This is a genomic window from Pseudomonas sp. CM25, from assembly GCF_013179705.1.
Classification (GTDB): Bacteria; Pseudomonadota; Gammaproteobacteria; order Pseudomonadales; family Pseudomonadaceae; genus Aquipseudomonas.
This window is the reverse complement of record NZ_JABMCW010000159.1, coordinates 1-12451: the sequence shown is the minus strand read 5'-3', so window position 1 is coordinate 12451 and position 12451 is coordinate 1. Positions and strand designations below refer to the sequence as shown.

The 12451-nt window shown below is 59.8% G+C and carries 21 protein-coding genes; 18 read left to right on the top strand and 3 right to left on the bottom strand.

The annotated features are described in order from the left end of the window. On the bottom strand, positions 1–291 hold a 291-nt coding region (locus HP546_RS17105; protein ID WP_172227659.1), incomplete at its 3' end, for a hypothetical protein. 65 nt (positions 292–356) lie between these two features. After that, positions 357–1163: an XRE family transcriptional regulator gene (locus HP546_RS17100; protein ID WP_172227657.1), complete on the bottom strand. Its 807-nt coding sequence runs from the start codon at positions 1161–1163 to the stop codon at positions 357–359. Between the two features lie 104 nt (positions 1164–1267). Between HP546_RS17100 and HP546_RS17095 the strand changes: the two genes are divergently transcribed. The 11 genes from HP546_RS17095 to HP546_RS17050 all read left to right on the top strand — a co-directional run bounded on the left by HP546_RS17095 (position 1268) and on the right by HP546_RS17050 (position 7443). After that, a complete protein-coding gene (locus HP546_RS17095) occupies positions 1268–1492 on the top strand; it encodes a helix-turn-helix transcriptional regulator (RefSeq protein ID WP_172227655.1) in 225 nt (74 codons plus the stop codon). A gap of 216 nt (positions 1493–1708) precedes the next feature. After that, on the top strand, positions 1709–2374 hold the full coding sequence (locus HP546_RS17090) for a phage regulatory protein/antirepressor Ant (protein ID WP_172227653.1): 666 nt from the start codon (positions 1709–1711) through the stop codon (positions 2372–2374). An 11-nt stretch (positions 2375–2385) separates the two neighbouring features. Then, entirely contained in the window at positions 2386–3114 is a 729-nt protein-coding gene (locus HP546_RS17085) for a helix-turn-helix domain-containing protein (RefSeq protein WP_172227651.1), read from the top strand. Continuing rightward, a complete protein-coding gene (locus HP546_RS17080; protein ID WP_172227649.1) occupies positions 3111–3794 on the top strand; it encodes a replication protein P in 684 nt (227 codons plus the stop codon). Before HP546_RS17085 ends, HP546_RS17080 begins: the two co-directional genes overlap by 4 nt. A gap of 24 nt (positions 3795–3818) precedes the next feature. Continuing rightward, positions 3819–4118, top strand: a complete 300-nt coding sequence (locus HP546_RS17075) for a DUF1364 domain-containing protein (RefSeq protein ID WP_172227647.1) — start codon at positions 3819–3821, stop codon at positions 4116–4118. After that, a complete protein-coding gene (locus tag HP546_RS17070) occupies positions 4115–4363 on the top strand; it encodes a hypothetical protein (RefSeq protein ID WP_172227645.1) in 249 nt (82 codons plus the stop codon). The genes HP546_RS17075 and HP546_RS17070 overlap by 4 nt, the downstream gene beginning before the upstream one ends. Continuing rightward, positions 4360–4788 (top strand): VRR-NUC domain-containing protein, encoded by a 429-nt coding sequence (locus HP546_RS17065; RefSeq protein ID WP_023047632.1) that lies wholly within the window; start codon positions 4360–4362, stop codon positions 4786–4788. Before HP546_RS17070 ends, HP546_RS17065 begins: the two co-directional genes overlap by 4 nt. Further along, positions 4785–6074 carry a site-specific integrase gene (locus tag HP546_RS17060; RefSeq protein WP_172227643.1) on the top strand — a complete coding sequence of 430 codons (1290 nt, stop codon included), beginning with the start codon at positions 4785–4787 and terminating at the stop codon, positions 6072–6074. The genes HP546_RS17065 and HP546_RS17060 overlap by 4 nt, the downstream gene beginning before the upstream one ends. Beyond that, on the top strand, positions 6071–6391 hold the full coding sequence (locus HP546_RS31430) for a hypothetical protein (protein ID WP_019471605.1): 321 nt from the start codon (positions 6071–6073) through the stop codon (positions 6389–6391). Before HP546_RS17060 ends, HP546_RS31430 begins: the two co-directional genes overlap by 4 nt. Positions 6392–6402: 11 nt before the next feature. Next, positions 6403–6792: an antiterminator Q family protein gene (locus HP546_RS17055; protein WP_019471606.1), complete on the top strand. Its 390-nt coding sequence runs from the start codon at positions 6403–6405 to the stop codon at positions 6790–6792. Between the two features lie 324 nt (positions 6793–7116). Beyond that, on the top strand, positions 7117–7443 hold the full coding sequence (locus HP546_RS17050; RefSeq protein WP_026034466.1) for a phage holin family protein: 327 nt from the start codon (positions 7117–7119) through the stop codon (positions 7441–7443). Between the two features lie 39 nt (positions 7444–7482). Here the strand turns inward: HP546_RS17050 and HP546_RS17045 are convergent, their stop codons facing one another. Further along, positions 7483–7719: a hypothetical protein gene (locus tag HP546_RS17045; RefSeq protein WP_019471608.1), complete on the bottom strand. Its 237-nt coding sequence runs from the start codon at positions 7717–7719 to the stop codon at positions 7483–7485. 199 nt (positions 7720–7918) lie between these two features. On the opposite strand from HP546_RS17045, the gene HP546_RS17040 reads away from it, so the two are divergent. The 7 genes from HP546_RS17040 to HP546_RS17010 all read left to right on the top strand — a co-directional run. Next, positions 7919–8149: a hypothetical protein gene (locus HP546_RS17040; RefSeq protein ID WP_172227641.1), complete on the top strand. Its 231-nt coding sequence runs from the start codon at positions 7919–7921 to the stop codon at positions 8147–8149. Next, complete coding sequence (locus tag HP546_RS17035; protein WP_019471610.1) at positions 8149–8373, top strand: hypothetical protein; 225 nt, start codon at positions 8149–8151, stop codon at positions 8371–8373. The genes HP546_RS17040 and HP546_RS17035 overlap by 1 nt, the downstream gene beginning before the upstream one ends. Before the next feature lie 11 nt (positions 8374–8384). After that, a complete protein-coding gene (locus tag HP546_RS17030) occupies positions 8385–8543 on the top strand; it encodes a hypothetical protein (protein WP_019471611.1) in 159 nt (52 codons plus the stop codon). Next, positions 8543–8881: an HNH endonuclease gene (locus tag HP546_RS17025; RefSeq protein ID WP_019471612.1), complete on the top strand. Its 339-nt coding sequence runs from the start codon at positions 8543–8545 to the stop codon at positions 8879–8881. Before HP546_RS17030 ends, HP546_RS17025 begins: the two co-directional genes overlap by 1 nt. Before the next feature lie 158 nt (positions 8882–9039). Next, complete coding sequence (locus HP546_RS17020) at positions 9040–9516, top strand: terminase small subunit (RefSeq protein WP_172227639.1); 477 nt, start codon at positions 9040–9042, stop codon at positions 9514–9516. 3 nt (positions 9517–9519) lie between these two features. Continuing rightward, on the top strand, positions 9520–11199 hold the full coding sequence (locus HP546_RS17015; protein ID WP_019471614.1) for a terminase large subunit: 1680 nt from the start codon (positions 9520–9522) through the stop codon (positions 11197–11199). 150 nt (positions 11200–11349) lie between these two features. After that, on the top strand, positions 11350–12451 hold a 1102-nt coding region (locus tag HP546_RS17010), incomplete at its 3' end, for a phage portal protein (RefSeq protein ID WP_172227637.1).

The following is a 12451-nucleotide window of genomic DNA, read 5'->3' as shown; positions in this document are numbered from 1 at the left end:
CACATCAAAATCTGGGGTGGCGATTAAGACCAATCTAGCAAGCTGGTAGCAGAATGCCTCTGAAGCGGGAATCTTACCGTTTCCGTCCATAACAGTTTTGATCGCATAGTCTTTACCGTTTGCGGCAAGGCCTATCGTTTGAAGGTCAGCTGAATTCTGATCATTAGGGTAGGTCGTCATTACCGCAACCGGGAAAAGCTGCCTTTGAAACATTGGCGGCCTCAGCTGGGGCTCAACGATTACGCCTGGTCCTTCCAAGCGCATGATCAATCCCTTCTCATCATCACTCATAGCAGCCCTGATTCCCTATGTTCAGTGGAGGCGCCCTTTCTAGTGGAGGGCTAAGATAATTTGTGTCAAACGAGGTGCGCGTTCCAAACCAGCAGCACCCGGGCCTGGATGTAGGTCTCATCGACCCGGATGTCTTCCGGCGGATGATTTGTGTTGTCAGAAATCATCTTGAAGTGGTCGCGGCCCTTCTTCTGCAGGCGCTTGATGTACTGATGACCCTGATGGGAGAAGTAGTAGATCCCGTCGCCCACGAACTCACGGATGCTGATGTCGACGACCAACGGGTCGCGGCTTTTGATGGTTGGTGCCATGGACTGACCGACACCCGTTATGAGCTTCAGATGGAAGTGCTCTTTGAACTCGACCCCCATCTCTCGCAGGTGAGTAGGGCTGACCCGGATGTCCTGCAGCATTTCAGGGAAGTCGTGAGCTACTTCACCATCGCCCATTGCTCCGCGCACGTCGTAGTGAGCAATCCACACCTCATCGCCCACGAGGCCGGGGCGAACGAAGTCAGCCGCCACGACACTGCTGGCGCTCGGCTCCTCAGCCGCAGCAAGGAGGCGCTGACGGGCCTCTTCCGGAATGCCTTTGCCGCTCTTTGCGAGCATCTGCCTGACAAGATCAGTCGTACTCCGGGCTGGCGCCGAAACCTCGGTCACTGCCGCAGAGTTCAGGAGTAGCTCGGATTGGTCGACTCCAAGGGCAGCTGCCATAGCGGCAATATCCGCCAGCGTTGGCTCTCGCGTACCGGCTTCATAGTTTCCGACGCGTGACTGCGATTTCCAGCCGCAAGCATCTGCCAGCTGGGCCTGGGACATTCCCGTCGCTTTTCTCAAGCGCTTAATGCGCTGGCTCAGTGATTCATTCATGCGCGGGATTTCATCACGAAATGAAATGCACGGCTTTCACTTATTGTGATTGATATTAACACGATGCGTGTTTATCCTGAGTGCTAGTCATTGAGGAACCCCGAATGAACAACGTTCGCAAGATCCGGGTAGCTGCGGGGATTAGCCAAGCTCGGCTATGCCGGGAGCTCCGCTGGAACCAGTCGCGCCTGGCCAACTACGAGGCCGGGCGACGGTGTGTCAGCCTGGATTCGGCCCGGCAGATTGTCGCTGCGCTGAACGGGCTAGGAGCCGAGTGCAGCCTTGACGATGTCTTCCCGCCAACGGCTCGCGACCCTGAAGCAGCCTGACATTTGAATCATTACTGATCTGGCACTGAGCCAGTAGATGGCCGAAACACCTGCTGATCCATCCAGTACCTGAATCGCAGGCATAAAAAAACCGGGTGGCAGCCCGGCTTCTTCAACAACACATCGAGGTCGATTATGCACTCCGCAATCGATGCTAGCAATACCAGCCCTATTGCGTCAGCTTTCGGCGATTCGTCAAAACTAGCGCGTCAGGTCATGTCCACCCGCGAAATCGCGCAGCTCACTGGCAAGAGCCATGACAATGTGCTGCGGGACGCACGGCGCCTGGTTGCAGAGGGTGTCCTCAAATCTGAGGAAACCCCATACACCCACCCACAGAACGGCCAATCGTATCCAGAGTTCCTGCTTAGCCAGCGCGATACCCTGGTGCTGGTCTCCGGATACAACGCCCAACTGCGCGCCACGATTATCGACCGTTGGCAGGAGCTAGAGGCGCGGGTATTGGCGCAGGTTCAGATCCCCCAAACCTTCGCTGAGGTGCTGCGACTGGCCGCCGATCAAGCAGAGCAGAACCATCAACTGCAGCAGGTCATCCAGAAGCAAGCCCCGAAGGTCGCAGCAATCCACCGTTTGGCTGCTGCTTGTGGGGCCATCTGCATCACCGATGCGGCCAAGCAGCTTCAGGTTGCCCCATCGAAGTTGTTCGACTGGCTGGAGCAGAACCGCTGGATATTCCGCCGCAAGGGGTCCAAGCGATGGATCGCTTACCAGCCTCGCATCACCTCGGGCTTGATGAAGCACAAGGTGACAGCCTTGAAGCCAGACCCGGAAACCGGTATCGAGCGCGCCGCGTTTGATCCCCTGGTCACCCCGAAAGGACTGGCGCGTCTCGCTGAACTGAAGGCTGGGGGTTCGCTGTGAGTGTACAAGCCATGACCTGGGCCCTGGCTATTCCGAAGTCCTCTCTGGAGAACCCTGCAGCTCGGCACGTCCTGCTTTGCCTAGCCAATTATGCCGGTACCGATGGCCGCGGCGCATTCCCGTCGGCTGCAACGCTATCCGAGGACACCGGCCTGTCAGAACGCACCATCCGCCTAAAGCTTGACGAGCTGGAAGCAGCTGGCTGGATCGTGGCAGGAAACCAAGCTATCGCGGCAGCTTACATCGACCGCCGTGATCGCCGTCCCATTGTGTACGACCTTCAACTTAAACGAGGTGCATCTGCTGCACCTCGTAGAGAACGGGGTGCAGGAAACCGCACGGGGTGCAGCTCGCAGCAGAACGGGGTGCAGGAAAACGCAGAACGGGGTGCAGCAGCTGCACCCAATCCGTCAGTTAACCAATCTACTCACTCTCTGCGCGAGCCATTCGAAATGTTCCTCGAGTGGGTGCCGGATCAGGACCTGCTCAAAGCGTATGCACTCCGTTCGGGGCTCACCCTGGACAACTTCGGCTCCAAGGCAATCGCTGGGTTCGTGTTGCACCACGACGCGAAGGGTTTGGTGCAGACCGAGAAGCAATGGCTCGCCGCCCTCGTCAACTGGGTGAAATCGGACCTGGCCCGGGCAGCTCGATCCGCTACCGGCAAGCCGAGCGCGCAGCAATCGAACGCTTTCGATGACGACGATACCTCATGGCTCAAAGGGGGGAATGACCAATGAACCAGGTAGCCACCATCGCCCATGGTCTTTGGGCCAAAGTTCAAACCGGCCAGTACATCCCTGCTGGGGACACGCTTCCCGCCGAGATCAAGGCCGAGCTCGATCGCAAAACTGCTGCAGTGATCAATCGGCTGTTCCGTGATCTGCGGACCATCTTCAGCGCCTGGAAACAGGCCTGGCCGGATATGGGCACGTACAAGGCCGCCAAGCAGCAGTGGCTGACGGCGTTCCTTGAGGCAGGCATCAACACCCCCGAGCAGCTGCAGTTCGGTCTGATGCGCTGCCGCCAGTCAGGACGTGAATTCATTCCCGCCCCCGGCAAATTCATCGAGTGGTGCCAGCCATCGCCGGAGATGCTTGGCCTTCCAACCTTGGCGGCCGCATTTCGCGAGGCTACTCGGAATGCCCATCCTGCGATGGCTGGCCGGGGCAGCTGGAGCCACGATGCTGTGTGGCATGCGGCCAAGGAGTGCGGCTTCGAGAACCTCAACAAACTGCCAACCGATGCCTCCTCGAAACTGTACGAGCGCAACTACACCATCGCCGTCCGCCGAATCATGGCCGGAGAACCGCTGCAGAAGATGCCGCTGGCGCTTCCCGCTGAAGTTGCCGGTAGCCGGACGCCAGAGGTTGGCAACAACGCCCTGTCGGCCATGCGCGCCCGCCTTGCAGGCCGTTGAACACATCAGCTAGGAGCTTGATCTATGCGCCAAACGAAGTTGACCAAGGCCGCACGCGGTCGTGAGTGCCAGGTGCGCATCCCTGGCGTGTGCAACGGCAACACCGAAACAACCGTCCTAGCGCACTACCGGCTGGCCGGCACCTGCGGCGTGGGCATCAAGCCGAACGACCTGCAGGGCGCCTGGTCTTGCAGTGCCTGCCATGACGCAGTCGATTCGCGCAGCAAGACCGCGTTCAGCCACGAAGAGCTGCGGTTGATGCACCTAGAAGGCGTGGTGAGAACGCTCGACATCCTCGTGAGCGAAGGGAAGGTGGCCGCATGATCAGTCCAGCCATGATGTTCAGCGGCATCCCTATCTATGTCAGCGAGCACCTGCCCAAGACGAAAACCGTCCGCTGGACGACTGAGCGGAAGTGGTGCCACTGGAAGAGCGCTCCGGCCCTTCGTTACCGGCAGCGTGCGAAGGAAGTCCCTTGCGACACGATGATCATGCTGGGCGGCCGGGCGTTCGTCTCCCCTGAAGCCCTAGCGAAGATCAAAGCCCAGCTGGGGAGGGCGGAACAGTGAAGCCGGCGATCATGAAGCCTGTACGGGCCAAGAAGCCTCGGGCGAAGCCCGTAGATCGGGAGGGCCCGGAGCAGGCCGCATTGATGGAAGAAATCGCGCTGCGCTACCCGGACGTTTTCGAACTGATCTACCACGTACCGAACGGCGGCCACAGGCACAAGAAGGTTGCTGAAAAGCTGAAGGACCAGGGGGTGAAGGCCGGCATCCCTGATCTGGTCCTGCCGATGGCTCGGGGCGGCTACTTCGGCATGTACATCGAATTCAAGGCGACGGTCGACCCGGCGCCCGTCTCGCCCAGTCAACAGGCGTGTATCCGGCGCCTGAATGATCAGGGCTATCTCGCCATCGTGTGCCGAGGGCACTTCGACGCCATGGAGCAGCTGCGGGCCTACCTGCTGCTGCCGAAGACGGAGGTTGCAGCATGACCAATACCGCCGCTGTGAAAATCAGCGATGCAGAGATTCGCCGGCAGGCCGCCGGCCAGGTGCGCGACCTGCGCGCCCTGGGCAACCACGGCCTGTATTTCCGCTTTCACCGCTCCCGCGAGCGCGGGTCGTGGTACCTGATCCACAAGGGCAAGTGGAACCTGATCGGCTCATACCCTGAGCTGAGCGCTGCCAAGGTGGCCGCTGCGCTGCCCGACATCCGCCTGCGCCTGGAATCCGGCGAAGGATCGAGCCTGTCGAGCTGGGTGCTCACCGGTGAGCTGCTGGCCTGGTTCGCTGAGCGCATGTCCCGCGACCGCAACCTGTCGACCAAGCGCAAGAGCACGGCGGCGTCGGCGATCAAGCAGCATCTGGTGCCGCGCCTCGGCCAGATCCCGCTGGCCCAGATCGACAAGGCGCTGCTCGACCGCGAGCTGATGTGGCCGCTGCAAGAGTCGCTGTCGATCGACTATGTGCGACTGGTGTTCCAGCTGCTGGCTCTGTCATTCCGTCAGGCCTTCAAGCTAGGCCTGATCAGCTCCAACCCCATGGCCGGTCCCCGCTTTGGTGACTTCTCCAAGACCAAGGTCACGGTCAAGCCATCGCGCCTGCGTGGTGTGCACCTCGGCGACCTGATGGCCCGCATGAAGAGCACCCTGGCCAACCGACCGCAGCATGGCGTGCTGGCCCTGATGATGCTGTGCCACGGCACCCGACTGGGCGAAACCCGCCTGGCCCGCTGGAGCCACATCAGCCTGGCCGAGCGAGAGTGGTTTATTCCCGCCGAGCACACCAAGACCAGCGTGCAGCACCGTCTGCCACTGACTGACCAAGTGCGTTTCCTGCTGATGGCCTACCGCGAGATCCAGCGCAACGAAGGCTACGACGGCGAGTTCCTGTTCCCGGGGCGCCAGGGCAAGCCCATGAGCGAGGCGAAGGCATCCGCCGTGTTTACGGTCATGGGGCAGGGCGAATGGACCAGCCACGACCTGCGCAAGCTGGCCCGCACCGGTTGGGCTGACCTAGGCGTCGACCACCTGGTGGGTGAGCTGCTGATCAACCATGCCATGGGCCACAACGTGAAGGTGTACATCCAGTCCGACGTCATGGCTCGCAAGCGTGAGGCGCTGGAGAAGTGGCACGCCCACCTTGATCAGAAGGGTTTCGCCTCGGTTCACGGCTTGACCGGCGATAGATCCGTTGATTCAGGGATTCTGGCGCGGGCCGCACAGCGCGCGGGATATAGCGACGTTGCGGTATCCACCATAAGCGAGGATTCAAAGTGACAGGGAAGAGCCATGGCCCTGCCTTCAAGAAGGCTGTGATCAGTTTGGCTCAGTGCCCTTTGTGCCGTGGGAGAGCGGTCACTCAGGGTGTGTTTCACGAATTGTCATGCGACCGCTGCAACGCCTCGGGCTTTGTAGCGGCAGCAACTGGAGAAGCCCTGCCCCTGGATGAGCTGGTGACCCAGCTCAGCATGAGGCTACGGGCAGCGCTCCGGCAGATCGAGCAGTTGAAGAACCCTCAGGCATCCGGGCCTGAGGCTACATATCAGGGAGGCAACCAGCGCGGCGCTGGAGGCACCAACTACACCGGGGATTAAGGGGGAAGGACATGAAAAAACGAACCTACGTAGACAAGGCCCTGGGTGATACCGCGTACATGCTCGAGCAATGGGGCTGGTGGCGCATGGATGGCATGGGCGTGCCTCAGTACGTGTGCCCGCTCTATGCGCTTATGAAGGAGCACGCACCAGCGGAAGGAGGGCTCAAGCAATACGTGATCACGGACGACCTAGCACTTGCGGTGGACGGCGCCGTAGCCAGGCTGAACAAGCGCAACCCGCAGATGGGCGGCTTCGTCTGGCTGTACTTCGGCGCTAAGTGGCCTGCGTTGCGCATCGCCCGTGAGCACAAGATGGGTGAAGCCAAGGCGCGCGAACTGATCAACACCGGAGTGGCATGGATCGACTGTGCTCTGGAGCAATTGCGCGAGGCTGCATAAAAAGCTTTCCGCGCGGATAAACACCTGTTTTCATAGCAGCGTGTCCAGCTTGCAAGAAACGCGACACAGACAAACCCCAGACATCGCGCTCTGGGGTTTTTCGTTTATGCGGATGACGCGCCCTGGCAGCAGGGCTAAGTCGGTAGTGGCGTTCAGTCAAACCCGTGCGGTCACTGATGGACAACGCGATGAGAGTCTGGGGTACGTGACCCAGCGATCCAGACCACCAAGCCGGGTAAGTGCCGGCCCTCCGCACCCATTCAAGGGCTCGCCATAACAGCGGGCCTTTTTCTTTTTCCGCTCCCCGCAACGGGAGGAATCGAGATGGCCCATATGCCGCCAGAGAAAGACCCATCCTTCTGGGTGCTTGTACTAACAGCCCTAAGAGAGAACGGCCTGGCTATGGGCCTGACATTCGCCCTGACCTGGTTGCGTATTCAATACGATGGCCAGGAAACCCGCCCAGTCCGACAGCTGATTGAGGCTACTCTTGGCGCGTTGATCGTGATGGTGGTTGGCCTGACCGTGAAAGAGTTCGGCCTGAGCATCGCCTGGTCGTTCGCCACTGCTGGCTTTGTCGGCGTGCTGGGCGTCGAGCAGGCGCGCCAGCTCGGTAGACGCTGGGCAGAGCGCAAGGTCGATGGCCCATAACCTGCGCCACAAAATCTAGGGGCGCGGTTTCGTGGTGTCTCATTCTGTGCGCAGTAATGGGAATCGCTCTTCAGGGTTGCGTGAACCAGCGTTCAGTTTCTCGCATTCTGCAGCCGCCGCCGTCCTATTGGTGAAGCCGCGCTTCAGCCTTTCCTTTTCTTGATTGTCGTAGATGTCGAAGCCGCCCGAAGTGGTGGCGGCATAGAACCGGTTACCGATTTGGAAGGACTCACCTTCGATAGGCACAGCCGGAACGATAACGAATCGTGGTTGCATGACTTAGGCCTCCCCAGGCAGATACCCAAGTATTAGTTCGATTGCAGAAAGCCAGCAATATGACTCATCGAGACGAATTGATGGCATTCCGTGTCACTAGCGTCAGTGGTCATCTGGCTCGTTCAATTAGGCCAAGAGTTGCTCCGCGCCACAAAACAGACATGCGCCGTTTCGTGGCGCGCCCACATGAGGATTCACCATGGACAACCAGCACAAGAAGATCACCGGCTACCGCGACCTCTCCCAGAGCGAGATCGACGGCATGAACTCGATCAAGGCCCTGGAAGCGGATGCCGGCGAGCTGTTCAAGCAGATCGGCCAGATTGACGGGGTTGATCAGCGCACCTTGGCTCTGGCCAAAACCAACCTGCAGCAGGGTTTCATGTGGTTCGTGCGTTCGATCGCTAAGCCCGCTGATCCTTTCAACTGATGGCCAAGGCGCCCTACACGCCTTGCAAGCTGTACGTGGACGGCGCCGATGGCATCGCGGTCGGCGATTTCATCACCACTGCAGCCGGTTCGGCCTACCTGGTGCAGACGCTTCGGGTGAGCCGCACTCGCCCTGAGCGAAAGCACATGGACTGCCTGCGCTGGCCGATCGCCGAGGTGCCGCCTGATGCGCGGTGCTATGAGATGACTTGGTACAAGAGGTGAGGAGCGTCGGCATGGCTAGGGTGTATGCAACGATCGTTTGCCGCCATCGCTGGTGGTTGAAGTACTACCTGGCTGGCGTGCTGGCCATGGCGCAGGTCACAGGATGTGAGCCGAACCCCGGTCGGGTTGCCTACTGGGGCGGTCGCGGCCTGAAGGTTGAGGTGCACTGATGGCCAGGCTCAAGACGCTCGGTTCTCGCATCAAGGAGAGCGCAGGATCACGGGTCAAGGTGGTGAGCCCTGGCAGTTGGCGAAGCGGCATGACCAGCTCCCAGCGCGGCTATGGCTACAAGTGGCAGCAAGCCCGAGAGCGGTACCTACGCGACAACCCGCTTTGCGTCTATTGCGAGCGGAACGGCCGCACAACTGCCGCCAGAATTGTCGACCACATCGTTGCTCACCGTGGAGACATGGTTCTCTTCTGGGATGAGACCAACTGGCAGAGCCTCTGTAAGCCGTGCCATGACTCCGTCAAGCAGGCCGAGGAGGCGGCGGGACTGGGTGGCTGACACGGCAGCGGATCGCCGAAAGCCAGCGCGGCGGCACAGAAGCACGCCAGTGACGTGCTGCGAAAGGGGTAGGGGGGTCAAAAGCTAGGGATTCTCATCTAGCTAGACCGCCTCCGACCCCACGTACACATTTTTTCCCGTTTCAGGAAAAGTTAACCATGGCTTTAACCGACAAGAAGCGGCGGTTTGTTGACGCTTTGCTGTCGGGTGCCACAAATCGCGAGGCGGCGATCGCCGCAGGATATTCGGAGAAGACCGCGTCGCAAGCGGGCTCCAAGCTTGCGAAGGACCCCGATGTCCTTGCCGAAGTCGGGCGCCGCTTGAAGCAAAAGCAGGCCTCCAGTTCTGAGGTTAAACGCTCTCGAAAAGTTAAAGCCGAACAACCTCAGGAGCAGCACGCCGATGAGCTGTCGTTAACCGAGACCGACGACCCGCGAGCCTTCCTCACTGAACTGATGAACGCAGAAGGCGCCGACATGCGCATGCGGCTGGAAGCGGCCAAGACGTTAATGCCTTATGTGCACGGCAAGGTCGCCGACCAGGGCAAGAAAGAGCAGAAGGCCGAGGCCGCCAAGCAGGTCGGTAAAGGCAAGTACTCCCAGGGCAAGCCGCCTCTCTCCGTAGTGAAGAACTGACCTATGCAATGGACAACAGCCTGCCCGGATTGGTGGAGGTGCCTGGCTGCGGGCGAATCAATCATCCCCGAGCCGCTGTTTCCAGACGAAGCTGAAGCCGGCCTCGATGTGTTCAAGGGGCTGAAGATCGTCGATGCCCCGGGCAGCCCCACCATTGAGGCTGCCTGCGCACCCTGGGTCTTGGCATTCGCCGGGGCCATCTTCGGCAGCTACAACAGCGAGACTGGCGAGCGTCTGATCCGCGAAGTGATGCTCTGCATCCCGAAGAAAAACAGTAAATCTACGATCGCTGCAGGGATCATGCTGACCGCACTGATCCGCAACTGGCGTCTTTCGGCTGAGTTCATCATCCTGGCGCCGACCAAGGAGATTGCCGACAACTCGTTCATCCCGGCCAAAGACATGGTCAACAATGACGACGAGCTGAAAGCGTTGCTGCATGTTCAGCCTCACCTGCGGTTGATCACCCATCGCGAGACCGGTGCCACCTTGAAGGTGGTGGCTGCGGATAGCGATGTGGTGGGCGGCAAGAAAGCCGTCGGTGTCCTCATCGACGAAGCTTGGCTATTCGGCAAAAACCCGAAAGCCGCTGACATGATCCGTGAGGCCACTGGCGGTCTGCTGTCGCGACCCGAAGGCTTCATCATCTGGCTCACGACCCAGTCGAATGAGCCGCCGGCGGGTGTGTTCCGCTCCAAGCTCAACTATGCACGCGGCGTGCGTGATGGCCGGATCGACGACAACCGCTTCCTGCCGATCATCTATGAGTTCTCTCAAGAGATGATCAAGAGCGGCGAGGCGCGGAAGCCTGAGAACTTCCACCTGGTCAATCCGAACATCGACTACTCCGTTGACCGGCCTACGCTTGAGCGCCTGTTTATGCAGGCTGAGTTGGACGGTGAGGCTGAATTACGTGGGTTCCTGGCCAAGCACCTCAACATCGAGATCGGCCTGGCGCTGATGTCCGACGCGTGGGTCGGGGCGGAATTTTGGGAGGCTCAAGCTGCTACTTGGCTGAACCTTGATGAAATCCTCACCAGGTGCGAGGTGGTCGATGTTGGTGGTGATGGAGGGGGTCTTGATGACCTGCTCGGGCTAGCCGTGATCGGGCGGGAGGCTGGTACCCGCAGGTGGTTCCACTGGGCTCACGCCTGGGCACATCCTTCTGTTCTTGAACGGCGCAAATCTGAGGCGCCGCGCCTCAGAGACCTGGAGAAAGCAGGTGATCTCACCATCGTCGAGCGTATCGGTGACGACGTAGCGCAGTTCGCGGCTATTGTGGCCCGGGTCAATGCCACAGGTCTTCTGGATAAGGTGGGTCTCGACCCTGCAGGGATTGGCTCTGTTCTTGATGCCTTGGCGGATGCTGAGGTCGAGGAAGACAAGATCGTCGGCATCTCCCAGGGCTGGAAGCTCACCGGCGCAATCAAGACGACAGAGCGCAAGCTTGCCGAAGGCACGCTCCTGCACTGCGGCCAACCGTTGATGGCCTGGTCTTGCGGTAACGCCAAAGGGGTGCCATCGGCCAATGCGTTCTTGATCACCAAGCAGGCTTCGGGCACAGCAAAGATCGACCCGCTGATGGCTACTTTCAACGCCGTTTCTCTGATCAGCCTCAATCCTGAAGGCCGAGGGGGAATGGACAACTTCATGGCTGGCATTCGGGACCCACTGATCGCATGAACGCATTTCATATTTTCATCGCCTGCGCAGTGGTCGCTTTCTGCTTGGCGTGCAGCGGGGTCTGGATGCTGGCTGGTACCGGCTGGGCTTTGCTGGCCGGATCGCTGAGCTTCTTCTGCATCGCTGGCTTCATCCGCAGAGGGCTTGTCAGTGATTAAAACCCTATCCCAGGTATTGGGGGCTGCTGCCACCAAGCCTTCAGCCAGTATGAGTGAATGGCTGGGCAAGACCATCAAGCTGTCGGATGGAGGTTTCTGGAGTGCCTTCAACGGCGCCCAGTCCAGTAGTGGTAAGTCAGTCAGCGTTGATAAGGCCATGCGATTGTCCACTGTGTGGGCATGCGTTCGAATTATCTCGACTTCGGTAGCTGGCTTGCCGTTGAGCATCTACCGGCGGATGCCCGATGGTAGTCGAGAGAGCGCCCGTGATTTCCCGCTGTACGACGTTGTGCACAACAGCCCCAACGAAGACATGGCTGCCTTCCATTTCTGGCAGGCAGTCGTCGCCTCGATGCTCTTGTGGGGCAACGCCTACTGCGAGATCCATCGCTCTGCTGGGCGCGTCATCGCCTTGGACTTCCTGTTGCCGTCGAGAGTCGATCTTGAGTTCGACGACGATGGACGGCTCAGGTATTTCTTCAGGCCCCGAAAGGGAGCCCGTCGAGAGATCCAGCGGCAGGACATGCTGCACATTCCGGCCTTCACCCTTGATGGCCGAGTCGGTCTTTCCGCTATTCGGTACGGAGCAGATGTGTTCGGTTCGGCGATGTCTGCTGACGATGCCGCCAACAGCACCTTCCGCAACGGCATGATGCCCACAGTCGCTTTTTCGGTCGACAAGACGCTTAACCCGGCTCAGCGCGTCGAGTTTCGTGAGTACGTTAAGACAATCTCCGGGGCATTGAATGCTGGCAAGAGCCCAGTGCTTGAGCAGGGCGTGAAGCCGGAGATGATCGGGATCAACCCTGCCGATGCGCAATTGCTGGAGTCGAGGGGACATAGCATCGAGGAAATTTGCCGATGGTTCGGCGTACCGCCCTGGATGGTGATGAAGACCGACAAGGGCAGTAACTGGGGGACCGGCCTGGAACAACAACAGATCGCGTTCCTCACCTACTGCATCATGTCCTTCACGGCGCCGATCGAGCAGTGCGTGAACAAGTGGTGCATGACGGCTGTTGACCGGATCAAGTTCTACGCAGAGTACTCACTTGAAGCGTTCCTGCGTGCAGACAGCGCCGGTCGCGCGGCCT